20 protein-coding genes and 4 pseudogenes are annotated in these 23,035 nt (G+C 40.9%); 14 read left to right on the top strand and 10 right to left on the bottom strand.

Annotated elements, in window-relative coordinates; all coding sequences use genetic code 11:
• Positions 1–53 precede the first annotated feature (53 nt).
• The 11 genes and pseudogenes from NSQ57_RS12675 to NSQ57_RS12625 all read left to right on the top strand — a co-directional run.
• On the top strand, positions 54–302 hold the full coding sequence (locus NSQ57_RS12675; protein ID WP_061828348.1) for a phosphopantetheine-binding protein: 249 nt from the start codon (positions 54–56) through the stop codon (positions 300–302).
• A 1-nt stretch (position 303) separates the two neighbouring features.
• A complete protein-coding gene (locus NSQ57_RS12670; protein ID WP_340955449.1) occupies positions 304–1,620 on the top strand; it encodes a hypothetical protein in 1,317 nt (438 codons plus the stop codon).
• Entirely contained in the window at positions 1,613–2,722 is a 1,110-nt protein-coding gene (locus NSQ57_RS12665) for a hypothetical protein (protein WP_340955447.1), read from the top strand. The genes NSQ57_RS12670 and NSQ57_RS12665 overlap by 8 nt, the downstream gene beginning before the upstream one ends.
• Positions 2,694–3,863, top strand: a complete 1,170-nt coding sequence (locus NSQ57_RS12660) for a radical SAM protein (protein WP_341039377.1) — start codon at positions 2,694–2,696, stop codon at positions 3,861–3,863. Before NSQ57_RS12665 ends, NSQ57_RS12660 begins: the two co-directional genes overlap by 29 nt.
• Before the next feature lie 50 nt (positions 3,864–3,913).
• Positions 3,914–4,903, top strand: coding sequence for an ATP-binding cassette domain-containing protein (locus NSQ57_RS12655; protein ID WP_340955444.1), 990 nt, complete (start codon positions 3,914–3,916; stop codon positions 4,901–4,903).
• Positions 4,900–5,709, top strand: coding sequence for an ABC-2 family transporter protein (locus NSQ57_RS12650; protein WP_340955442.1), 810 nt, complete (start codon positions 4,900–4,902; stop codon positions 5,707–5,709). The genes NSQ57_RS12655 and NSQ57_RS12650 overlap by 4 nt, the downstream gene beginning before the upstream one ends.
• Positions 5,710–5,712: 3 nt before the next feature.
• Positions 5,713–6,525, top strand: coding sequence for an ABC-2 family transporter protein (locus NSQ57_RS12645; RefSeq protein ID WP_231109362.1), 813 nt, complete (start codon positions 5,713–5,715; stop codon positions 6,523–6,525).
• 35 nt (positions 6,526–6,560) lie between these two features.
• Positions 6,561–7,511 carry a methyltransferase domain-containing protein gene (locus NSQ57_RS12640; RefSeq protein ID WP_340955440.1) on the top strand — a complete coding sequence of 317 codons (951 nt, stop codon included), beginning with the start codon at positions 6,561–6,563 and terminating at the stop codon, positions 7,509–7,511.
• A complete protein-coding gene (locus NSQ57_RS12635) occupies positions 7,504–8,475 on the top strand; it encodes a 3-oxoacyl-[acyl-carrier-protein] synthase III C-terminal domain-containing protein (protein ID WP_340955438.1) in 972 nt (323 codons plus the stop codon). Before NSQ57_RS12640 ends, NSQ57_RS12635 begins: the two co-directional genes overlap by 8 nt.
• On the top strand, positions 8,427–9,044 hold the full coding sequence (locus NSQ57_RS12630; protein WP_342424894.1) for a hypothetical protein: 618 nt from the start codon (positions 8,427–8,429) through the stop codon (positions 9,042–9,044). Before NSQ57_RS12635 ends, NSQ57_RS12630 begins: the two co-directional genes overlap by 49 nt.
• A 488-nt stretch (positions 9,045–9,532) precedes the next feature.
• A pseudogene (locus NSQ57_RS12625) lies at positions 9,533–9,670 on the top strand (LLM class flavin-dependent oxidoreductase); the annotation flags it as partial.
• Between the two features lie 783 nt (positions 9,671–10,453).
• Here NSQ57_RS12625 and xerS read toward each other — a convergent pair.
• Positions 10,454–11,524 (bottom strand): tyrosine recombinase XerS, encoded by a 1,071-nt coding sequence (gene xerS / locus NSQ57_RS12620; protein WP_340955434.1) that lies wholly within the window; start codon positions 11,522–11,524, stop codon positions 10,454–10,456.
• 658 nt (positions 11,525–12,182) lie between these two features.
• On the opposite strand from xerS, the gene NSQ57_RS12615 reads away from it, so the two are divergent.
• Both NSQ57_RS12615 and NSQ57_RS12610 read left to right on the top strand, forming a co-directional pair.
• Positions 12,183–12,980 (top strand): dihydrodipicolinate synthase family protein, encoded by a 798-nt coding sequence (locus tag NSQ57_RS12615; protein ID WP_342424893.1) that lies wholly within the window; start codon positions 12,183–12,185, stop codon positions 12,978–12,980.
• A gap of 201 nt (positions 12,981–13,181) precedes the next feature.
• A pseudogene (locus NSQ57_RS12610) lies at positions 13,182–14,400 on the top strand (MFS transporter).
• A 1,109-nt stretch (positions 14,401–15,509) separates the two neighbouring features.
• On the opposite strand, the gene NSQ57_RS12605 reads toward NSQ57_RS12610, so the two are convergent.
• From NSQ57_RS12605 to NSQ57_RS12595, 3 genes are all read right to left on the bottom strand, one after another.
• Complete coding sequence (locus NSQ57_RS12605) at positions 15,510–16,313, bottom strand: Cof-type HAD-IIB family hydrolase (RefSeq protein WP_318628277.1); 804 nt, start codon at positions 16,311–16,313, stop codon at positions 15,510–15,512.
• Between the two features lie 26 nt (positions 16,314–16,339).
• Positions 16,340–17,086: a DeoR/GlpR family DNA-binding transcription regulator gene (locus NSQ57_RS12600; RefSeq protein WP_342424892.1), complete on the bottom strand. Its 747-nt coding sequence runs from the start codon at positions 17,084–17,086 to the stop codon at positions 16,340–16,342.
• Positions 17,087–17,752: 666 nt separating this feature from the next.
• The gene (locus NSQ57_RS12595; protein ID WP_342424891.1) at positions 17,753–18,535 is read right to left on the bottom strand and encodes an MBL fold metallo-hydrolase; all 783 of its coding nucleotides are present in this window, start codon (positions 18,533–18,535) and stop codon (positions 17,753–17,755) included.
• Between the two features lie 423 nt (positions 18,536–18,958).
• Here NSQ57_RS12595 and NSQ57_RS12590 point away from each other — a divergent pair, with 423 nt between their 5' ends.
• Positions 18,959–19,510, top strand: coding sequence for a GNAT family acetyltransferase (locus NSQ57_RS12590; protein WP_058830782.1), 552 nt, complete (start codon positions 18,959–18,961; stop codon positions 19,508–19,510).
• 38 nt (positions 19,511–19,548) lie between these two features.
• On the opposite strand, the pseudogene NSQ57_RS12585 reads toward NSQ57_RS12590, so the two are convergent.
• From NSQ57_RS12585 to NSQ57_RS12560, 6 genes and pseudogenes are all read right to left on the bottom strand, one after another.
• Positions 19,549–19,629: pseudogene (locus NSQ57_RS12585) on the bottom strand (tautomerase family protein); the annotation flags it as partial.
• 269 nt (positions 19,630–19,898) lie between these two features.
• Positions 19,899–20,687: a glutamate racemase gene (murI, locus tag NSQ57_RS12580; RefSeq protein WP_340932240.1), complete on the bottom strand. Its 789-nt coding sequence runs from the start codon at positions 20,685–20,687 to the stop codon at positions 19,899–19,901.
• A gap of 73 nt (positions 20,688–20,760) precedes the next feature.
• Positions 20,761–21,875: pseudogene (locus NSQ57_RS12575) on the bottom strand (YbfB/YjiJ family MFS transporter).
• A gap of 275 nt (positions 21,876–22,150) precedes the next feature.
• A complete protein-coding gene (locus tag NSQ57_RS12570) occupies positions 22,151–22,375 on the bottom strand; it encodes an alpha/beta fold hydrolase (protein WP_342424890.1) in 225 nt (74 codons plus the stop codon).
• A gap of 269 nt (positions 22,376–22,644) precedes the next feature.
• Entirely contained in the window at positions 22,645–22,767 is a 123-nt protein-coding gene (locus tag NSQ57_RS12565; protein WP_301336225.1) for a hypothetical protein, read from the bottom strand.
• Positions 22,768–22,781: 14 nt separating this feature from the next.
• Positions 22,782–22,988 carry a hypothetical protein gene (locus tag NSQ57_RS12560; RefSeq protein WP_080771912.1) on the bottom strand — a complete coding sequence of 69 codons (207 nt, stop codon included), beginning with the start codon at positions 22,986–22,988 and terminating at the stop codon, positions 22,782–22,784.
• Between the last annotated feature and the right edge of the window lie 47 nt (positions 22,989–23,035).

Below are 23,035 nucleotides of genomic sequence, written 5' to 3'. Positions count from 1 at the left end.
TTTTTTTGGAATTAAATAAAAAATCGAAACTACAAGTTGAAAGGATGACGTTTATGTTTGAAACATTAAAAAATATCATTGCAACTGTGCTCGAGGATGACTCGCTTCGTGAAACTCTCACAATGGAGAGCGATCTGATTAACGACGTCGAGTTAGATTCCCTACAGATGATAACGTTTATTCTCGGAGTTGAAGATGCTTTTGGGGTGGAGATCGTTTACGAGGACCTGGACTTGGCTTGTCTGCGCTCAATCGGTGCCTTCATGGCATTCCTAAAAGGCATGAATCAAGAGGTCGGGTAGTATGTTGCTTGCCAGCACCTTTGATTCGGAAACCTATTGGCGTGAAGAAGGGAGTAGCAGGTTGCCTTTTATTCCTGATCCTTCACGGTCGCGGGTCGTAATGGCTATGGATGAATTGCTGGCTTCCTTATGTGGCCCGGAGGACACACTGTTGACCCGCTTTGAGATGGATGAGGCGCACATGGATTATTTGGCGCACATCGGCTTTCATTTTACACAGCTTAGTGCGAATGTCCCAAGCCATGTACCAAATCTATTTCGCGCTTTGTACGAAGTTTCAGAGACCGACGAGCGGCTGAAGCAGTTTAGTGAAATGACTCCCTTTTCAGTCGTACCTTACGTTCACGAGCTTCTCGACAGGTACAACTATTCCAACAAGCTGCCCACCCTTCAAGACGTTAAACGGGTAAATTCTAAGTTGTATTCCGCCGATCTTGCTAAGAGACTTCTGGGCAGCTCCTATAGCCAGCCAGTGTTCAGCGCGGATGAATTGGCTGCAGTAGGGCTAGAGCTTATGGGGTTGTCGAATGGGGTCCTGTTAAAAGACCCCTTTGGCGTAGCTGGAAAAGGCAATATGCTGTTTAAAAACCTATCATCCTTGGAACGTGTAGTAAGCTATTTGCGCAAACAAGAGCAAGCCGGTTCCTCAACGGCGTTTCTTGTCGAGCCGTTCCTTGACGTGAAATATGATTTTTCCTGCCAATTTTCAATTGATGAGAGCGGGTCGTACCAGATCGTCGGCTTGCAGCAAATCATCAATCGACAGTTTGCTTATGTGGGGTCACAAGCGATGCAGGAGGAGAACAGTCATTCGCTAATACGGAACGGTTATTTCGATGTCATTGAGAAGCTTGCTTCCTCACTATACAAGGACAGGTACTTCGGCCATGTTTGTGTTGACTCCATGATACTAAAGGACGGGACAATCGTGCCGATTGTAGAAATCAACGCCCGTCAATCGATGGGACTGGTCAGTCATCGACTGGGCGAACGGCTGGAAAATGGGAAGCACGGGACATTTACGTTTCGAACGGTAGGCAGTCGCCATCGGTTTGATTACGGGCAGTGGCTGCGACAGCTGGATGATGACGGCGTTTTATACCCTAATCATACCGGTGAGGGCATCATTCCGCTTTCCCCGGCGTGCATGTTTGCTGGCTATGGGGAATCAGATTACCCACAGACATTAAGCGAAGGCAGTTTCATCAAGGGCAGGCTTTATCTGTTTGTAATCGCGCGAGATGTGCAGGAGCAGAAAAGTTTAATCGACAAGCTAAAGGAACGTTTTGAAGTCCAGGGAGGCAAGTGGTATGGATAGTCATTTGAAGCCTTGTGTCACTATACTTGGATCCGGTAACTCACTAGGTGTGTACATGCCCGCCGTACAGCTAGGCATTTACCTGGAGCGTTCCGGCATTTCAAACGAAGTCTGTGTGCTCGAAAATGTGTATGTCGACGGCTTAAAGAACAAAGTGCCGGCTTATCGTAAAGCCTTTCATGATAATTTCGCTATCGCTCGGAAGAGTGTGGAGTTGGCTCGCGATATTTCAGATTGCCTGGATCCCACCAAGGTACAGCTGCTGCTGGAAGAATGGTCCCGTGAGCGCCGGACGTCGTTCATTGCGTTGACTGGGTTCTGGATCCCGATTTTGGAACAATATGAACGGTTTGTTGGAACTCGGCTCGAGGTCGACATGCTTCATCTCGATGCTACGCTTTCGCCATCTTATTTGGTCTATGGATCTCGAAGCGAGCGGTACAACCACATTTGGTTTTACGAACCGACCAAGAAACGTTTTGAATTACAACTTCCGATGACGGACGAAGCACCGATCCCGTTTCGCCAGCGAGAAGAGAGAATGGTGGTCCATGGTGGCGGCTGGGGGATTGGGACCTACCCGCAGGCTGTTAGAGACCTGCTTGAAGGCGGTATGGAGCTGGATGTTCTGGCTTATTTTGACGAGGATATCCAGCCTGATCCACGCATTTGCTATTATCGGAACGACCCCTCGTGGAGTCCGTGGCTGAGGAATAGACGAGGGGAGTTCGGTTTTCCTCCATTTGCTCAGATCCAACATGGAGAGACTCCCATTTACTTAGACAGCGGAACTGTTCCCCTGCTATTTGAACGAATTCGCCGTTGCACAGCCATTGTCAGTAAGCCGGGGGGCTATTCCTTGATGGAATCGTTCGCCGCTGCGACGCCTATGGTTTTTCTTGAGCCCTTTGGAAGACACGAAACCGCCAATGCTGAATATTGGATTAAGCAAGGATTTGGCGTGTCCTTTACGGATTGGAAGACGCAGGGATTCAACATCGAGATATTGGAACGTGCTCATTGTAACCTACTACATGCCCGCGAGCGTTGCAAAACTTATGGAGGTGTAAATTATGCAACCCAAAACGAGTCGAAAGTTTGATGAGCGTGTGTTTAACGATCTGAAGCGTACAATTATGAATATGTCCCGGGTCAGTCGGCTTCGAGCGACCGATAGTCGCTATGCGATGGAGATCCCGGAAGATATCGGGATCAAGCTGAACAACGGGTGCAACTTGCGTTGCAAGCATTGCTACGAGTGGAACTCGGACGGCTTTCACTGGGACATGTCCAAGGAAGAGCAAGGTAAAGAAATCGATGTCGCGTTGGTCGATAAGCTCCTTGCCTTTACCCATGAGAAGAAGTCGAAAGTCTATCTTTGGGGCGGAGAACCGCTGTACCATAGCAAGTTCGATCAGATTGCGAATCTGCTGGAACGCGATCAGCGGACGACGACGATTTGTACAAACGCGATTCTTCTGGAGGAAAAGTTAGATTCACTGCTTAAGATCGGTGAGGGACTTGTTGTACTAGCCAGTCTGGAGGGATTCGAGGCTGAGAACGACGCGATTAGGGGCAGAGGGACTTACAAAAAGGTGGTTAGTGCCATAGAGCGTCTGCTGGAGTTGCAACGGCAGGGCATTTTCAAGGGCAGAGTATCCGTCAGCTTGACGATGAATGATCTCATGATTCCCAAAATGTTTGATTTTATGAAGTTTTTCGAGGAGATGGGCGTGGATTCGGTCTACTTTGTATATCCGTGGTATATCGCACCTGAGTCTGCTCAGGAAATGGACAATTTCTTCATCAAAGAGTTTGACTGGCTTGATCCAATCCGTCAGGGTAGCTGCAGTTGGAATTCATTCACTTATCATATCTCCGGCGAGAAGGTGGGGGCACTCAAGGAGGAGGTTCTCCGCATCTCCGAGCAAACATGGGGAAGCCGGGTTCGATTTATGCCCGCATTGGAGCAAGACGAGATAGAGGATTTTGTCACTGGCGTGCAGAGAACCGGGATGAATCGGAAGGAATGCTTGGCGATCTCCACCCGAATGGACGTATTGCCGAGCGGAAACGTCACTCCGTGCAAGTTCTTTCCTGAGATGGCGGTCGGCAACATTAGTGATGTGGATGTGAAGGAGGTTTGGAAGGGAGAAAATTTTGCCAAACACCGAGAGGTATTAGCTTGCGGACTGATGCCGGTCTGTTCCCGATGCGGGTTACTTTATCATTATGGCCGGTAAACGTTATCGTCCACCTTCTAGTTCGATTTAATTGTTAAGGAGGAGCGCAATTGACAGCGATCCATGTGGTGCAGTTAGCTAAAAACTTCACCTATTACACCAAAGAGGTCGGAATGCTTCATTCCATTAAAAACCTCTTTTATCGGAAAAGTTTGACGAAGGAAGCGGTGAAAAATATCTCCTTTTCGATCGAAGAGGGGGAAATGGTTGCTTTCCTTGGGCCTAATGGGGCAGGCAAAACGACGACGCTAAAGATGCTCTCTGGCATCTTACATCCAACTAGCGGCGAACTTACTGTACTGGGCTTCAAGCCTTATGAGCGAAATAAGGAATTCAAGAAGCAGTTCGCTATTGTAATGGGGCAGAAGAGCCAACTATGGGTTGACTTGCCTGCGGCGGAATCCATTTTGCTAAACAAATATATCTATCAGGTTGACGATCGGCATTACAAACAAACACTGAACGAACTCATCGAACTGTTGGACGTCAAGCACATTATGAATGTTCAGGTAAGGCGTTTATCGCTAGGTGAGCGTATGAAGATGGAGCTCCTTGCAGCGCTTATTCATAAACCGAACCTGCTTTTCCTGGATGAGCCGACGATCGGGCTCGATATTGTTACACAGAAAAAGGTGCGGGAGTTTTTGAAGTATTACAATGAACAGCATAGGACAACGATTATTTTGACAAGTCATTACATGAAGGACATCGAGGATCTGTGCAAGCGGACGATCATTATTAATGATGGCAGGCTCGTCTTCGACGGGGATCTGAAGCGAATCGACGATGTTTTGAACGACACGAAAATCATACAGTTAAAATTTAAGCAACACGTAGCGACTGGACAGCTGCAGTTGTACGGGAAGGTGCGTCAATCGGACGGATTTCATGCCACGCTGGAGATAAGTAAGGAGCGCATTAGCATGGCTTCCAGGGATTTGCTTGAACACTACCCGATTGAAGATATTACGATCGAAGATATTCCTATCGAGGAAGTCGTTGTATCCTTGTATCAGCGGGATGATCGGGTATCCGGATGAGTGCCTTTCCCAAATACGGACGCGTGTTCCAGTTAGGCGTTCAGTCTTCACTCGAATATCGATTTGACTTTCTCTTTTCCTTGATCAGTGCATTCTTTCCGATTCTGATCCAATATTATATTTGGTCAGCGGTCTATGGAAGATCGGAATCGTCGGAATTTTTCGGATATACCTACGGCCAAATGATTTTATACACGATAACGGCAGCCATCGTGACGAAAATTGTGACAACGGATATAGGTCAAAACGTGGCCACCGAGATCAAGGATGGTGGGTTGAATAAATATTTGGTTCAACCGGTCAGTTTTTTCGCTCTGAAGCTATTTACTATGCTGGGGCAAAAGATTTTCTTTTTTTCAGCCATGCTATGTATCTTGCTGTTTACACTCGTTTACTTGACCGGAACTTATGGTATACGGATTCCCTTGGCACATATTCTACTCTTTATGGTGGCAATGGTCATGTCTTTGTTGTTAAACTTTCTTATCTCTTATACGCTCGCGGCTGTTGCATTTATATTGTCTGAAATCTCCTATTTTTTTGAAATGACCGGCTTATTTGTCATCATTTTAAGTGGTGGTGTTTTTCCGATTGAGGTGTTTGGTAAGACCATAAATAAGATTTTAGACTACTTGCCATTCAAGTATACGATCCATTTTCCTGCGAATGTTATTAATGGCAGATTGTCAATGGACGAGGCAGTACAAGGAATCGGGATGCAGTTCTTCTGGATGATCGCGCTGCTTGCCTTTTCACGGATCGTATGGCGCGCCGGAATGAAGAAGTATCTCGGATTGGGGGGCTGACCGGTGAGAGGATGGCTGGGAACGCTTCGCAACTACCTAATGATTTACTTTTTGTTCATTAAGAACTGCTTTATTGCTCAAATGGAATACAGGACGAACTTCATACTCGGGATTGCTGTGGAAATCGCATACTTGTTTGCCAAGCTACTTTACGTCGTAGTAGTCTATGAGACGGACTTGCATATCGGATCGATCACGCCTGATGGTATCTTGATGTTTGTCGGCACATACACGATTATGACCGGTCTTTATTCCGGGCTCTTTTTCCCTAATTTCGTCAGGGTATCCGAGTATATACGCAGCGGGACGTTGGATCTACTCATGGTTAAGCCAATTTCACTACAGTTTTTGGTTTCGCTTCGATACATCGATCTTGGGATGCCAATTCCGAATTTCATCGCGGGTGGAACGATGGTTGTGATCAGTTGGAATGCATTAAATATCCCGGTAACGGCATGGAGTTTATTCTCATTTTTGTTTTACTTGGGGACAGCGTTGATCATTACTTACTGTCTCATGTTCATCCCAGCCTTGTTATCCTTCTGGCTTGTTAATACGGGAGGGCTGGCGGGAATTTTCTATTCCATTTGGGACGCCAATAATATGCCAATGCCGATCTATTCACGTTTCATCCAACGAATCGGCGTGTATTTATTGCCTTTTCTCGTCATTACGAATTTTGCGCCTATGATGGTGATGAATCAGCTGACACCTGCTTTGGCGGTATGGGGCGCTATCGTACCAATTGTGCTCCTTGTAATCGTTCGCTTCGTTTGGAGTCGGGCAATACGTAATTATAACAGTGCAAGTGGCTAAAGGCTGACAACTTAATTGAGGGAGGGAGGAATGACATGCATATGCTTCGTTGGCCGGCAACCGGCATTGCCTTAGTATGTCCTATTTGCAAGTCAAAGCTAAACACATCGGATCAGATGTTGGTGTGCGGGGAGTGCGCGGTCAGTTACTTCTTCGGTGATGGTGGTGTTCCGTTTATGCTGGCTGATCTGCAAGGGCAGGAAAGCGGGGAAACTGCAGTCCTCAAAAAGGATATCATGAAGATGTTCACTAACTATAATCGGTCCTTGGACGAGAGTGGCTTTTCCCGTTTCTCGACATTTATCAATTGGGGGTTCGCCTCCGAGTTCAACCAGGCCCCAGCAAGTGTCAATCGAAACTCCATCCGGCTTCTGCAGGAGTGCTTGGATGGTTTATATCTCGAGGATAAGAACATTTTGGAGGTAGCCTGTGGCAGGGGGGGAGGCGTAAGAGAGCTCTGTCGAAGTTACGGTGTGAGAAGCGTTGTTGGCTTAGATCTGACCGAAGCCAATATTGCATTTTGCCAATTGACCAATCGTTTCCCAAATGCCTATTTTTGTGTTGGGGATGCTGAGAGGCTTCCTATCGGTTCGTCATGCTGTGATTTTGTCCTCAACATGGAAGCGTCTGATCTATATCCATCGATTAAGTCTTTTTATGACGAGGTCTTCCGGGTGCTGAAACCGGGCGGGACTTTCGTTTATGCGGACGATTTGCCAACCTGGAAGTTTGACGATGGTGAACGGTATTTGCTTGAACTGGGCTTCGAGCTGCTTATATCACGCGATATCACGGGGGAAGTTTTGCTTTCAAGTGATCAAGTTCTAAAGAATCGCATAGCCGCTTTTGGAACTGAAGATCAGATGGATACTGCGATTTGGAAAACAATTGGTGTGCCAGGCACGTCCTTGTACGATGAAATGAAAAGCGGGGAACGCCAGTACAAGATCATGCATTTCCGAAAGCGGGCTCATCACAATGTATGAGAACCACGTGACGATCGTCGATTATTCCGTCTATCTCCCGAAGTCCCGTATCCATGTCACGAAAGCGATTCAGCAGGTGAAGGCTGACGGCGTTGAATTTCGAATGAGCGATTCGGAATACTTGAACAAAGGCTTTGAGCTGGTGCCCATAGAAGAGGAACTTGAATTGGAACAGATGATTGCTACCGTGTGTAGGCCAATTCTGCGCCGGGCTCTGCAAATGAATGTACAGATCGCGGCTGTCATGTTTGCTAGTGTAACGAATAATGAAAACGGTGAACGGAATCTTTTTGATCGCCTAGCAGATGAATTCGCCCTTGAGACAGTCCCATTTATCCCTTTGGAGGAATATTCTTGTTCCACGATGCACTTATCGTTGAGCCTGGCGTCGAACTACTTCATGGCCCCGCGTCAGCAAGGTGCAGGAATCTTGTTCATCACTGCCGACAGAGCTATGAATTCTTATGAACGGAGCGATCCGTTCATGGTGTTCGGTGACGGCGCGAGTGCTGCTTTATATATGAAGGGGCAGCGTCAAGGACAGCAGACACTTGCTTCGGTTATGAGAGTCGACGGTCTCGTATACGATCTGTCTCCAGATCGTATTCAATTATATTACTCAACGTTTTATTTAGGGGTCAGACAGGCAGTAAGAGCAGCATTAAGCGAGTCCGGTATTCACATTGCTCAGATCGCCGTGATCTTTTGCACCAATCTGGGGCTACACGTATGGAGTATGCTGGCTCAAGTGCTGAGGGTGTCCCTGGAACGCTTCTACAATCTAACCCTCTCCAAGGACGGACATATTCATAACACCGATATCCTAAATAATATCGATCACGCTATCCGTTCAGGTTTCTTGAAAGAAGGGGACTTGTATATGACGATTTCCGTTGGCTTTGGAGGCTATTACGGTTGTGCGATTCATCGGTATTCCAAGAAGGTGAACGAGCTATGTATTTGACATTTCATCATGCTGAGGCAACTTTGGGATTAGAAAAGCCATGGGGACGGATAACCGATCTAATTGAAACGAATAGGAATTGGACCGCAGGAATTGACTTGCTCTGTTACTGTCATCAGACGGACTTTGAAACTGGTGTTAATGGCTGTGCTAAACTGAGACAAGAATTAGGGCTAAATGAGGTTATGCCCATTTCCGTCGGGCAGTCGGGTAGCCTTTCTCTATCTAATGCATTAACATTATTAGACTGGATGTTCAATAGCGTTACAAAAAATCATGCTCTTTGCGTCATTGCCGACTCATTCATTCCGGATCATATGGACAAACAAGGGAGTTGCTTGAGTATGACCGCACTGATCGGTGTATCGACTATGGCCGGTGATTATCGAGTTGAAAGCTGCCGTAAGCTTCCAAGCACCAACGTTAAAGCAGGAGCAAAAAGCGCAGTTGAACCGATCCTAAAGCTTGGACTGCACCAATCAGAGTTTACAAGCGATCTGGAGATGGAAGTCGTCACGTTCGATGCTGGAGTCTTCGGTGCAAGCCAACTGAAGTTACGACGAACATAATTTCCTCGTACCCACCATCTTACCAAGGCCATTTAGGAGAAGGATTGGTTTTTTCCATGCGCTCCATCGTGACCTCGGGATATTGCTTCTTGTCGAGGGACAAGAACATTGTGTCATTGAAGTCGCTATTTTAGCGGCTTTTTTATTTTATCGGTAAAAGTTCGTGTCCCGAGCCAAGGACAAGAACTTTTACCGATTGCCGGAATGGACAAGAACATAGTCCGATTGCCGATTAGATGTGTATCTAAACGAAAAGTGATTTAGTGAGAACCTCAATAGGCAACATAATGCAGGACAGTTTTCACATTTCTTATGGATTAAACGACTCGATAAAAGCTAAAAACGAGCGGTTAGGAATTAAGAAAGCGAAATATTGATAGTGGAACTACCTGCTGAGTTTCATATTGTTATACCTGACGGTCGAAGATTAGTCATTTTGGCCAATCACTTCAAGAGTAAAGGTAATCTGCCGACATGAACATAATACTTATTCGTCAGCAGGACCACTTAACATTGCCGGCTCTAAACAAGGTCATTCGGTCGTATTTCAGGCCGGTTCTTCTGACTCTGGAAAGAGATTAGCGGCAAAGACGGCAGATATAGTGTTTACTGGTCAAGAGAACCTGGCTACACGTTAAGCAATTAGGAGCTGTAACTACTCTTAAAAGTAATGACTGATCAAATTCGTTAAATCAGTCTAAAAATTAAATGGGGTTTTATCATCGTCACTGGATTAGCGGCTTTTATTTCAATTCAGTGTCGAGAAATGCTGAACGGCAAAATACTGGGGTTGTAACAAGTGTTATTTTAGGAGGATAGGACGACTTTTATTGTGGGATGAAGTTACAGGGAGTTGAAAGTGCTTTTTACCGATCAAGGGGTTCGGTGAATTTTAAAGTCAGATTTTGAATATTGAGAGTTAGTAAAAAAGGACCTCAGAAACTGAAAAATTTCGAGGTCCTTTACTGCGGATTTGGATTGAAAACGACGTTGACGGCAAGCATCATCTAAGAGGACTCCCAGCGGGTGACCTTTTTTTTGTAAAATATTTACAAAAATGCGTAACAGGCAGGAAGCCCTTGATTGGGAGAAAGCGAATGCTATGAGTCTATGGAAAAAAGGCAATTCATCAACAACCACGTCCATGGGAAGAATAGAGGGAGATGAGCGTATTGTATCTAAAAGCATTTGATCTAGATTTACCTTATATAATTAATGATGAAAATGTTGAATCAATGAAGTGGGGCTTTTATAAAGTTTTATTTATCATGAAATAAATTAGAGATGTATAATTTATCAAATAATCTTGAAAATCGCAATGCTCGTTATGAGTGAATGCGTCGCTAGATATTTAGTCAAAATACGGGTTTTGTGAATATGTATAAGGAGAACCGCGTAGCAACGCGGGTTTATCGGTCCATATTATTCACAGCATTACGCATCTCTTCATCTGTTAAGTGTGTGTATACCATTGTTGTTTGAATGGATGAATGCCCTAATTGATTCTTTAATCTTGGGACATCGTTATTTTCAAGATGATATCGCGTTGCAAATGAATGCCTAAGCGAATGTACTGTTAGAGAGGGCTTCCCAAAGGCAGTTGCATATTTTTCAATCAGCTTTTCAATTGATCGTTGTGTCAGACGCCGGCTTTTTCCTTTACGGCCTACAGGAGCTGCAATGAATAAATAATTTTCTTGTTTATCTGGTAAATATCTTGCTTCTCTGATCTCCAGGTAACTTTCTAGATCCATTAAAGCCTGCTTGCTAAAGTAAACGTATTGTTCTTTATCACCTTTACGTATCACTCGAACTAAAGCTTTATTCATATCTAAGTCATCCATATTAATCCCTGCAACCTCAGACAATCTAAGCCCTGAACCTAATATCAGCGAAACGATCGCCGTATCACGCTCACGATTAAACTGATGAAACGTAAAAATACGCTTGTTGTCTTTATATTTTTCACCAAAATCATAAGCTACAAATTTCCTAAATAATTCGAAATCATCTTTTCTTAGGATTTTTCCTTCAATACGGTTTGCAATGGTTTCTTGGCTTTCTTTGATAGCATTCAAATCCATTTTGGCCATTACATTTCGTTGAATATATGGCTTCAAGTCACTTGTTTCAGCCTTATTCTGAAGATAATCAAACAACGATTTTAGCGAGGATAATTTGCGATTTATCGTAAGTTTCTTGTTTCCAAGTTGATAATCCAGGAATGACAAGAAATTCTCCACTTCACGTATTGTTAATAACTCCAATGTTTCTAAGTTTATTTCTTTCCGACTTGATGAAGTTAGATTCTCGGCAATAAGCCAATCGAAAAAAATAATGTAATCATGGCAATAATTAAGAAGTGTTGTTGGAGATAACTTGCGTTTTTTGCTATCTATAAACTCTGTAACATACCAAGGTAAATCGGACAATTTTTCATCAATTCGTTGCATGTAGTGACTTTTCATCAGTTTATCCATTTATGTACGAACCTCCATGGTTCCATCATATCTTATTATTATTTATTCGTCAAATTATTATTTTACGTAATTATATTAACTTTAACTCAGTATTGCCCCTTCAGCAATCTTCTTGTAACCTCGAATAAATTTATCTTTTTCATTTGTCCTTGCTTAATGATGCTTATGAAACAATCGTTTCTGTGAGCATCAGCATAATAAAGCTCATCGTCATACTAATGTAGCTCTCAATCTAGTATTTCAGGGCGAGGGTTATAGTATCGTGGATGGAGAAAAGATTGAATTGAAAAAAGGCGACCTATTCTTAGCTCCTCCTTGCTCTGCTCATGAGCATTGCAACACTTAGCAAACAGAGGATGCTATTATTTACACGTTTCAAAATGTACCGGTTCTTACTTCAATGGGCACTTGGTTTTTAGAGAAACCGGTGGGTAATACACCTCGTCACATAGTCAAACCAGATACACAAATAAAGAATAACTAGAAAAGATTAGTTAATACTTTTGACCTGAAGAATGTAACCAAACTTTAAACAACATGAACATAGAACAATTTAGTCATTCAAATATACCTTTTAAAAATTATCTGAAAGGATTTAGTATTTGACGTTATGTACAAATTAGTTCTTGTAATGTATATACACTGGAGGATATAACTGATGAAAAATTTTAATGTTGCTATTCCAACTCCCTTTCGTGATGATGAGAGCTTATATTTAGAAGGATTCAATCCTATTGTTAAACATTTAACAGATAACGGGATAGATTCACTACTTGTGTCTGCTACGACAGGCGAACAAAATTCAATGAGCATTGAAGAGCGTATCCATATTATTGATTATTTTAATCAACAAAAATTTGAAAATGTTGAACTGATGTTTGGCGTATCAGCTACAACAACAAGAAATGCAATAAAACTGGTTAAAAAGCTTGAGGAATCTGTTTTTGATTCTATTCTAATTCAGTTTCCACCTTACATTCAGCCGACACAACAACAAGCTATTTCTTATATCAATGAGCTGCTACAACATACCACCAAAAACGTTGTCCTTTATAATAATCCTTTCCGAACAGGATTTGAGCTAAGTGCTGAATCATTAAAGACTGTTATTAACCAGAAGTACTCTAACCTTGTAGGACTTAAAGAAGAGAGTGATGCCAAACGTCACCATAATACTGACTTACCAGATGATTTCATCATGTTCGCTGGTGGAGATGTAAATCTTACAGAAAAGATAATTAATGGATGTAATGGACTTTCTAGTATGGTAGGAAATGTTTACCCACAAGAAATCAAACAAATTTTTAATGACTTATTAATGAATAAACCAGTAGACCTTTGGAAGATAAAACAATTAATTAATAAAGTTACAAGTGGTCAAGCCATCATAAACATAAAAAATCACTATAATTCTTTAGGTATAAAAGTAGGGGCTTGTCGTTCTCCTATTAACTAACGGGAGAAGTCCAAAAATTCGCTTAATTTAATTAAAATGTTTAAAAGTAACCGTCAAGTAGAAAACAACATTTTATTATGTTCTCTGCTTTACGGTTACTATTGTGGAACAATATGGAAGTGTGGCAATCCAAACAATAAATGAATTGATTACCTAATTTAGAAAAGCTTTAGTATTAAATACGGAGGATCTATAGCGATCATGGGTATTTCACAAAAAACCAATCAACTAGGACAACCGAAACCGGATCTAAAGCCTAGAATAGGATTACTTATTATAGGTATCATCCTAATGGGAGCCAATCTCAGAGCCCCACTAACATCAGTGGGTCCACTAATAAATTCTATACGTGACAGTTTAGGCATATCTAATATACTAGCAGGGACAATAACTACAGTACCTTTTTACTTTTGCATTCTTATCCCCTTTTGCCCCTAAGTTAGCTCAACGTTTTAGTACGGAGTTTATCCTATTTATTTCTTTAATCTTATTAACCATTGGATTTGGAATACGTTCTTTTGGTGGTGTAATAACCTTATTTATAGGAACAATCTTAATTGGTTCATGTATTGCCATTGGTAATGTATTACTCCCCAGTCTTATTAAACATAACTTTGCACAAAATGTAGGAATGATAACAGGGATTTATATAGTCTCTATGAATTTATGTGGAGCTATTGGATCCGGTATAAGTATTTCCATCTCCTCATTATCAGGGTTAGGATGGTCAGGAGGTCTCGGATGCTGGGGAATCTTATCTCTTCTTACACTTTTCTTTTGGTTACCACTAATACAAAATCAACATAAATCTATTAGATTTGTACAAACTAAAAAGAAAGTTAAATCTATAAACTTATGGCATTCTAAACTAGCATGGAATGTCACGTTATTTATGGGTTTTCAATCCTTAATCTTTTATACCATGATAACGTGGCTTCCTGAAATTCTTGAACAAAAAGGGCTGAACACTCATGAAGCTGGCTGGATGTTGTCTTTAATGCAATTTGCTATGCTTCCTACTACGTTTATTGTCTCTATTTTAGCTGGACGTTTAAAGAAGCAGCATCCATTAGTACTGGTTTCAGTCATCTTGCTTATTGGAGGGGTATTCGGTATCTTACACGGAAGCACGATCCTTATTCCAATATGGATAATTATGGTTGGAATTGGAGTGGGATTTGCCTTTAGTTTAGCTATGATGTTTTTTAGTTTACGTACTCAAGATACGAATGAGGCAGCAGAATTATCCGGTATGGCTCAATCATTAGGTTATCTTTTGTCTGCTATCGGCCCTGTCTTATTTGGATGGTTGCATGATGTGACACATAATTGGAATACTTCCTTACTGATGTTAGTTTTAACTTCTGTTATTATCTTTATCACGGGTATAGGCGCAGGAAAAAATGAATATGTAGCATAGGATACCAGTTAGTAAACAAGAAACCTTGGTTTTTAACCCAGTCTCAAAAACATTTGTTTTTGGGACTTTTTTGTAATTGGTATTAATATAAAGGGGAATGGATAGTTGAAAACAAGAGAACTTCTTACCGACTGTCGCTATTTTATTGAACTAACGTTTCCCGTGAGTTGGACAAGATTATTAGAACTGAATGCTAATCCGTTGAATTTATGAATCCCAGTTCCAAATTTGGCGAGATCATTTCTTTATTTCCTGGGATCTTTCGAATTGATCCACTTAATCATTAAGCTCCCTGGAAATGATTTAGTTTCCTCACTCAAGCTCATGGAAGCGCTGCATGCTATTGTGCCGAACGGTACGACATATTTCTTGCAAATTACAATTAATATCTATTTTACATTACTTTCTCATAACCTCTTATCTACGAATTTCGCAAATTTCTTTCAAATGTAAAGTATTTGTGAAAAAATTGACTATCCTGCCCTTTAGTTTAATAAAAGGGCCTCTGTCGCCGTCGATGAAATCCTATCGGGAATGTAACAATGTTCTTGTCACCCGACAAATGATAAATTGTCAATTAGCTGGAGAACATTATTTAAAAACACACCTAATACAAAATGCAACTCAACTCCATTTAGAAGTAAATGAACTTTGCCAAATTATTTTCTGATCTTACTGATGAAAAATGGATATTTAGGGACCTTTTCGTATGATTTCCTATGTGAATGTGATATTTAGTATACTTATATATTCATTAAACTTGATTTTTGATGCGCATAATAAGAACGTGCATCGCTAATCCTCTGCTCTTCTGCATTACAGGTAAATAAGCTCTTCACTACAAATCCAGACGATCAAACTCCCAACCTAACTTTCCTCATCTCTTTTGTAATCTGTCGTGCTGAGTGAGCACAACAAAAAGAGATCAACGGTCGAAACACGTTGATCTCTTTTTGTCGTCTCACTCTGCTTTTCTTTTCTACCGTTCTCGTCACTCGCAGACCGAGAAGATACAAACTCAGTATCCTCAGGGTTATGTGTCCCCCTCTGTTCTATTTCTAATGCCTACAGTTTTTTGGTGTTTGGATATACAATGTCACTGGATCATTTCAAACGGACAAAATGTATTTCTCCAAGCCTATTTTCAAACCGTCTTCATCATTACTCAATGTGACCCAGTCGGCAATTTTCTTAACTTCCTCTGGCGCATTCCCCATTGCAATTCCTAGGCCTGCGTACAAAATCATATCCATGTCATTATAGTTGTCTCCAATGGCCATCGATTCACGATAAGTAATATTAAATATCCCCTCGAGTTCCTGAATGGCATACGATTTGGACACCATCTCATCCATAATTTCCAGATAGGTTCCCTTGGATTTATAGACACTGATACCAGTAACTTCATTTTTGATTTGTTGTACAAGCCGCTCAACGTCTTCGGGAGGTCCCATGCATAAAATTTTGTGAGTATCGTGATCTTCTTCTATATATGAGGAAAGCACCCTCTGTATGGGAGAGCCATTAATAATTCCCGCTTCCTGAATTACCCAAGGATTTTGAGTGTTATCAACGATCCACTGGTCATAGCCATATAAGTTAAAACTAATAGAAGGATAATGATCCGATACAATATCGTATATTTGTTTAATGCTCTTTTTCGATAAACAGATGCTATGGAGGATTTCCCTATTACAGCCCAATATTAGACCACCGCTATAACAAATGACGGGAGCGTTAATATTGAGCTCTTGCTGAAGAGGAAAAATGCTGCTTGGCATTCTCGCTGAAACGAGTACAAAAGGGATATTTCCTCCCACAACCTTTTGGATTGTATTTTTGGTGTCGAATGTAATTTGATGTTTTGAATTTAACAACGTCCCGTCAATATCGCTAAAGATTGCTTGTATCATGGCCCATGCTCCCTTGCGATTTTTTATCACTTTTCTTCCTCAAGCACCTTGATAACTTCTACTCCGCTATCCTGCAACATCAGCAATGAATGCTTCGGGGCATCCTGATTTGTAATTAGAATATCAATTTCGGAAAAATTCAGACCTTTAAACGGGCTTGTTAAATTAAATTTTTTGAAATCGGCAAGTAAAAATACTTCTCTGGCACGCCTCGATACCAGCTTTTTAACTAAAGCATCATCACGGTTCGCAAAATACACTCCGTCTTCCATAATGGCGGCAGCTCCTAAAAAAGCTTTGTCAAAAAAAACATCGTTCAACTGCATAGCCGTGTCGTAGTCATAAAAAAAACGGTTTTCATGATTAAATTTGCCCCCGAGCAAATTTATGTTAATTTCACTTTTTGCTGATAAAGCTTCTGCATTATCCAACGAGTGTGTGTAAACCGTCAGATTCTTGTCCAATTGCCCACAGAGCAGTTGAATGGTAGTCGATACATCCATGAAGCATACATCTCCGTCAGCGATATGCTCAGAAGCTGCTTTTGCAATAAGCATCTTTTGCTTTGTTGCTGAGGTTACACGTTCCTTGTAGACTCTTATTTCTTCTTTTAATAAGGGTAAGGCAATACCTCCATGGGTTCTGATAACCCCCCCTTCATGAACAAGCTTAATAATATCCCTTCTTGCCGTATCTCTCGAGATGTTCAATAAATCGCAAATTTCCGAATTTGATAATTGGTTACGGCTTTGGAGATACTCCAAAATTTTCAAAAGTCGTTCCTCTTGGTGAATATAATCCCTCCCCCTTTCCCTATATTCATCATAAGCAATTTAACGCTTTTTGTTAAGTGTTTTTAAGTGTTTTTTTTAAAAATTAAGCAAACCGCTTATATTGAGTATTTCACATGATAAGTCCCCGATCCGCATGCACATCGCATTAAGAGTCCAGGGACTTTATTCATTTTGCCTATTTATTGATAAATTCAATCTTTTGACATCTGCAGTGTCGGTTTTTACTTTTCGTAGTTGCGTGTTTCTCGCACGTTTAGTTTGAAGTGGATTGATTATAAAATGCTTGCACTCCTTGCGTATTAAAATAGGAAACTAATCCACATCTAATCCTACAACCGGCTCCATAACACACTCCCTAATATTAAAGTTGCGGCCACTCCCACGATGGTTCCCCCATAGCTTCGCTTGTGATACGAGATCCCTGTCTCAACCAGCTCAAACATGGTCATTGAGGGCAGTGAGAGAACTGTTTTCACGACGGGCCCGCCCCAATAAAGTCAACGTTCTCTCGGCTACCGCCATCATATGGTGCCTAAGAAAAAAGGCCAACCAGAAATCTCTGATTGACCTAATAACACGAAATAAAGTCCTAGACTGTCGCTAATTTTTATTGAGCTAACGTTTCCCGTTAGTTTGACAAGATTATTAGAACTGAACACTAAATCCGTTAAATTTATGAATCCCAGTTCCAAATTTGACGAGATCATGTTCCCTCAGAAATTTAACTGCAATTTTTACTTCAACTAAAATTATTGGATTAAGTCCTGATGTATTGTGAGAACCGTATACCATTTTGACGTTGGGTATTCTTGCAATCTTTTCTAATGAATTCACTAAATCAACAGGGTTCGTTGAAGGATAAAAGGCATATATTGGCGCTTCATCATAGAGCAGATCGTCAGTAAATAAATACCCTTTTGTTTCATCGAAAACTGAAATATGGCCAGGAAAATGTCCTGGAGTGTGATATATAATTAATCTTCTGTCCCCTAGATCGAATATATCACCATCCTTTAACAAACCTGTCGGCTTTCCTTTAAAGGGTTGGTATGTATCCGGATTAAACCTTTCTGGAGTAGGCAAGGTTATATCTCTTCTAATATTCTTCCTGATTTGCTCTATTGTTAAGCCTTGAATCCCGTTAATTAGCCAGTCTTCATCTTCTTTATGGACAAAGATCCGTTCAAATTCGCCATGGTTACCTATGTGGTCAGTGTGGACATGTGTCGTAATAACTTTTAGAGGTAAAGATGTCAACTGCTCTATTATTCTTTTGATACTATCAATCCCAAGCCCTGTATCAATTAATACCCCTTTTTGATTTCCCAATAATAAAAATGAATGTACTTTCTCCCAACGTCCGTATTCACTAATTGCGTATGTATTATCATCAATCCGTTGCACTGTAAACCAAAGATCTCTAATCATAGAAGCCTCCAAATTAGATTCTTTACGTCTTCTAAATTATACACTTAGCATTGAAATTTTGCCCGTTAGCTTAATGAAGCATCGTCAGTCTAATACTTTATTTTTCAGTCTAAATCTTTATTTTCTTTTACCCGCCGCGATCTAATAACTAACTCCATTTGCTTATTCGTCAGGGGCTACACTAATCTGCAGTGGGTCGATCTGAAAATCCTCTCCCTCCTGGGAAAATTGTTAAAAAACTTTTCCAATGTTCCCTTGTAAGACAGGTAGGATAATAGAAATTCCAGTCGCTCTCCCCCTGTTAACGCTCTCCTGATCATAGTGTAGCCTTCCTCTCGCAAAAACCTACAACTTAAAATGGTTGCAATATGCCGAATGCTGAAGTAAAGTTTTTTTAAGCTCATTTCATATAGGAGGAAAACAATGATTTATAGAAACGCTACTGTTGATGATATATCTGCTATAGTGGAATTACAAAAAAAATATCACATTACAACCATTAGTGAAAAAGACAAACCCGATGGCTTCGTAACAACCTTATTTACAGAAGAACAATTTAAGGAATTAATTGAAAAAGAAAATGGAATTACAATTGCGTGTCATGGCCAGAAGATTATTGCTTATGTGATGGCTGCCTCATGGAAGTATTGGGCTAAGTGGCCTCTTTTTCAATTTATGATTGGCGATTTGAAAGATACAGAATATAAGGGGATTACGCTTTCTACTGAAAACACTTATCAGTATGGGCCAATTTGCATTGATATGGATTACAGGGGGACGGTAGTACTCCGAAAGGTTTTTGATTTTTCCAGAATGCAAATGAGTAAAAAATATCCGATATTGATAACTTTTATAAACCACATCAATCATAGATCTTACGCTGCCCATACCAAAAAGCTTGGTCTTGACGTGATTAAAAGCTTTGATTTCAACAATAATACTTACTATGAATTGGGTTGTTTCACATCAGAGTGATTGCATGTAATTGTAATTTTGGACCATCCATAAGCCTATACTTGGTGGGCAACATCCAAAAGTTTTTTCAGGCTTGCTTTATCTCGTCCTTTAATAAGATCAAAACGAAGTAATGGCATTTTAACTTCCTTCCTTTAATAAAAATTATTTTCCCCTATTTATTATCAACCATTCTAATAAAAGAAAATTTTCGGACTAAGGGTACACGCTCCTCCAACAGTACCAGTAGCTGCTCTTCAAATGATTCTGAAAACTTCATATGAGATGGATTTTGAGCAGTTCTAAGTTTGATGCGGTATTTATTCAGATAATCTGTGATCCGGTAAACTGCTTCTTCCGAATCTTCTGATTGCTCAGAGAAGTTTACTCCGAAAGGCTGGCAGACTTTTTAATTATATTTGTTAATAGCCTCCAATCTTTTGAACAGTTTATTAAACTCTTTTAATTTAGCCTTATCCTCGACTTTGACCCCTGAACAATAGAATGAAATATTGCCATTGCCTTCATCTAAAGAATTCATTTCTTCCAGTACTTTTTTTAGATTTTTTGCAGTACCATTATTTCCGTCAATTATATTAACATCCGATGAAAATAATTTTCTAAATATATCTTTAAAGTAAGAAAAGTGAGTACATCCTAAAACAATAGTTTCATACTTACTTAAATCATATATAGATAATTGTTCTTGAAGATAAGGCAGCACTATTTGCTCGTTAAACTCAAAACTTTCTGCAAACTGGACTAACCTCGGAAGAGGTAATAAATCAACAGTATGTTCGTTATCTAATTTAGTAATAAGATTTTGAAGTCTTTCTTCCCTTAGAGTCAAAGCAGTAGCAGTTACTAAAACTCGTTTATCTATATTTTTTTTTGATTTAACAGCTGGTTTTACGGCAGGCTCCATACCAATGATTGGAATACTGTATTTTCTCCTTATTTCTTCGATTGCTGTGCTTGTGGCAGTATTACAAGCAATCACTATCGCTTTTACTTTTTGCTGGCTAATAAATTCTATAGCGTTTAAAACATACTTTTTAACTTCATCTTTCGTTTTGTGCCCATATGGAACATTTAATGTATCTGCGTAATACATATAATCTTCATTAGGTAAAACTTTTAATGTATCATGCAATACAGTAATGCCTCCAATACCAGAATCAAAAAAACCTATTTGCATTTTTTATTCCTCCAATAAGGAATCAATTCACCAATTCCATTTGTATCTGATTCCAAAGCAAACTGCCCAGGATCTAACTAAGCTCTTGACCAGGATGAATGTGAGCATGGTTTAAATTTCCTACCGCTCCTTTTTGACTTGAAATGACTGCACCGGATAGCGATATTATAGCAGCAACAACAAGCACCAAAGCGGCAAGAAGTAGTGATAGGTTGTAGCTATGCGCCATTTCCAACACGATTCCGGCTCCGATTGGACCGAGTATTTGACCTATGCCATAAAATCCTGTCATCAAAGCAATTGCTCTACTACCACTGGATGGTCTAGACATACGAGCCGCGGCGAGAGCAAGCATGGAAATGCCCATAAAAGTGCCTCCAAAAAGGACAGATCCTAACGTCACGCCGAATATATTGGGAAGCCATACCGGCAGTATGACCCCAACAGCCTGCAGGATAAGCGCAATAATCAATGGTTTGATGTAACCGACTTTACTCGCCCACCAGGACCAGATCACTGTTGATGGTACCGCCGCTATCCCAACGATAATCCAGCTAAAGTCAGCAAAACTTGACATATGAGGCATTTGCTTAACCATTGCTACAAGAAACGTCGCGCTTACTACATAACCTAACCCCTCAAGTCCATAAGCAACAAGAAGCCAGCCGAAGATAGATGGAGTTTCCGCTGATGAACTCAGGGATTCAGCATTTTGAGTTATAAGTTTCGGCTCTTTATCGTGGATAAATGACCAAACGGGTACGATAAGGATGATACTAATGATCAAAAGGCCGATCCAAGGCCCCCTCCAAGTGAAAATGCTAAGAAAAGGCGTAAGTAAACCAACTAAAACAATACCAACGCCAACTCCTCCGTAAAATATACCTACCCATTTTTCACGCTTATCTGAAAACAACGTATCCAACACTAAACTTGATGATAGAACGAAAATAAGGCCGCCGCTAATTCCAGCAAGAAAGCGCAAAATCATCCACCATAAAATGATGAAGTGATTCCCATAAGTCCCGTTAAAATGATGCAGAGTACCAATTGCATCCGAAGATGATAGGCTCTTCGGGATCCCCAGGTTATGAAACCTGCACCAAAAGCAGCGATAAGGTAACCCAAGTTATTACTCCCTGCCAAATATCCGGATTCCGTAGCGGATAGATGAGCTTGTGATTGCATCAATGGAAGTATGGAAGTATATGAAAAACGTCCGATTCCCATTGCAATAATGAGCATAACTAAACCACCGATCATGGTCTTTGTGGAATTAAACAATTTCGCATTTTTAGCTCCTGAATTCTCCATGAGACTGACCTGTCACCCTTCTAAATTCAATTTACCTCTCAATACATCAATTAATATGAACATAAATCCTGGTTAACATTAAAAAAATCAATTAATATAACAAAGAAATGACGGTAGACACCATCCGTGATTTACCAACTTTTGAATCGTCAAATTCTATTGTTTCCTAAAAAATCCAACATTAGTTCTCCAATTTCATATGCATGTGTTTCCAATGCAAAGTGCCCAGTATCTAATAAATGAATCTCGGCTTTAGGTAAATCTTTCTTAAAAGCCTCAGCACCAGCCGGAATAAAGGAAACATCATTTTCACCCCAGACTGCTAGCAAGGGCGGCTGATATTCACGGAGATACTGTTGAAACTCCGGGTACATTTTTACATTATTTTGGTAATTCTTTTTTTATATCCATTCTTAGGTAAATTCAATTTTCTTTTCAGACATCACATTGAATCTTGATAATTAGGGCTTTCTTAGCGGATCATGTTTTACGATGTTACGAGCAAATGAACGGCGAGCCTTGACAAAAACCATTGCAAAAGAGGCAAAAAGAGACCCCGAAGTCTCTTTTCAGGTTCATCACCAGCAGTTGTGTAAGCGCAAAATAGCCCCCACCTTGTTCCCAAGATGAGGGCCTGTTAGTCTTAGTTTGATTGAAATAGGCGGCACGTCAGTGGGAGCGAAGGCGACCATGGCAACAATTCGTCTAGCTCAACCGGATCTTTCGGATTCGCAAGCTGCGGAAGCTGTTCGAGCAGGTCCGTCAAATACTTGAAAGGATTTAGCCCGTTTTTCTTCGCTGTTTCAATGACACTGTAGATCGTTGCACTGGCTTTTGCTCCGTGTGGCGCATTGGAAAAAAACCATTTTTTTCAATGATAACGAGCGAATACCAGCCGCTTCCGTCCGGTGAAGAATAGACGGTCGAGTACGCAAACCACATCGCCCCGGCATCGTGTCCGCTGTCGATATGCAATTTCACCTTCAATTTGTCATTAGTCCTATTGGCGATCCGCCAACATTTTAACTTTATCT

This window comes from Paenibacillus sp. FSL L8-0502 (genome assembly GCF_038593055.1).
Lineage (GTDB): Bacteria > Bacillota > Bacilli > Paenibacillales > Paenibacillaceae > Paenibacillus > Paenibacillus polymyxa_D.
The sequence above is the reverse complement of the archived record's forward strand: the minus strand, read 5'-3'. Positions and strand labels throughout refer to the sequence as shown.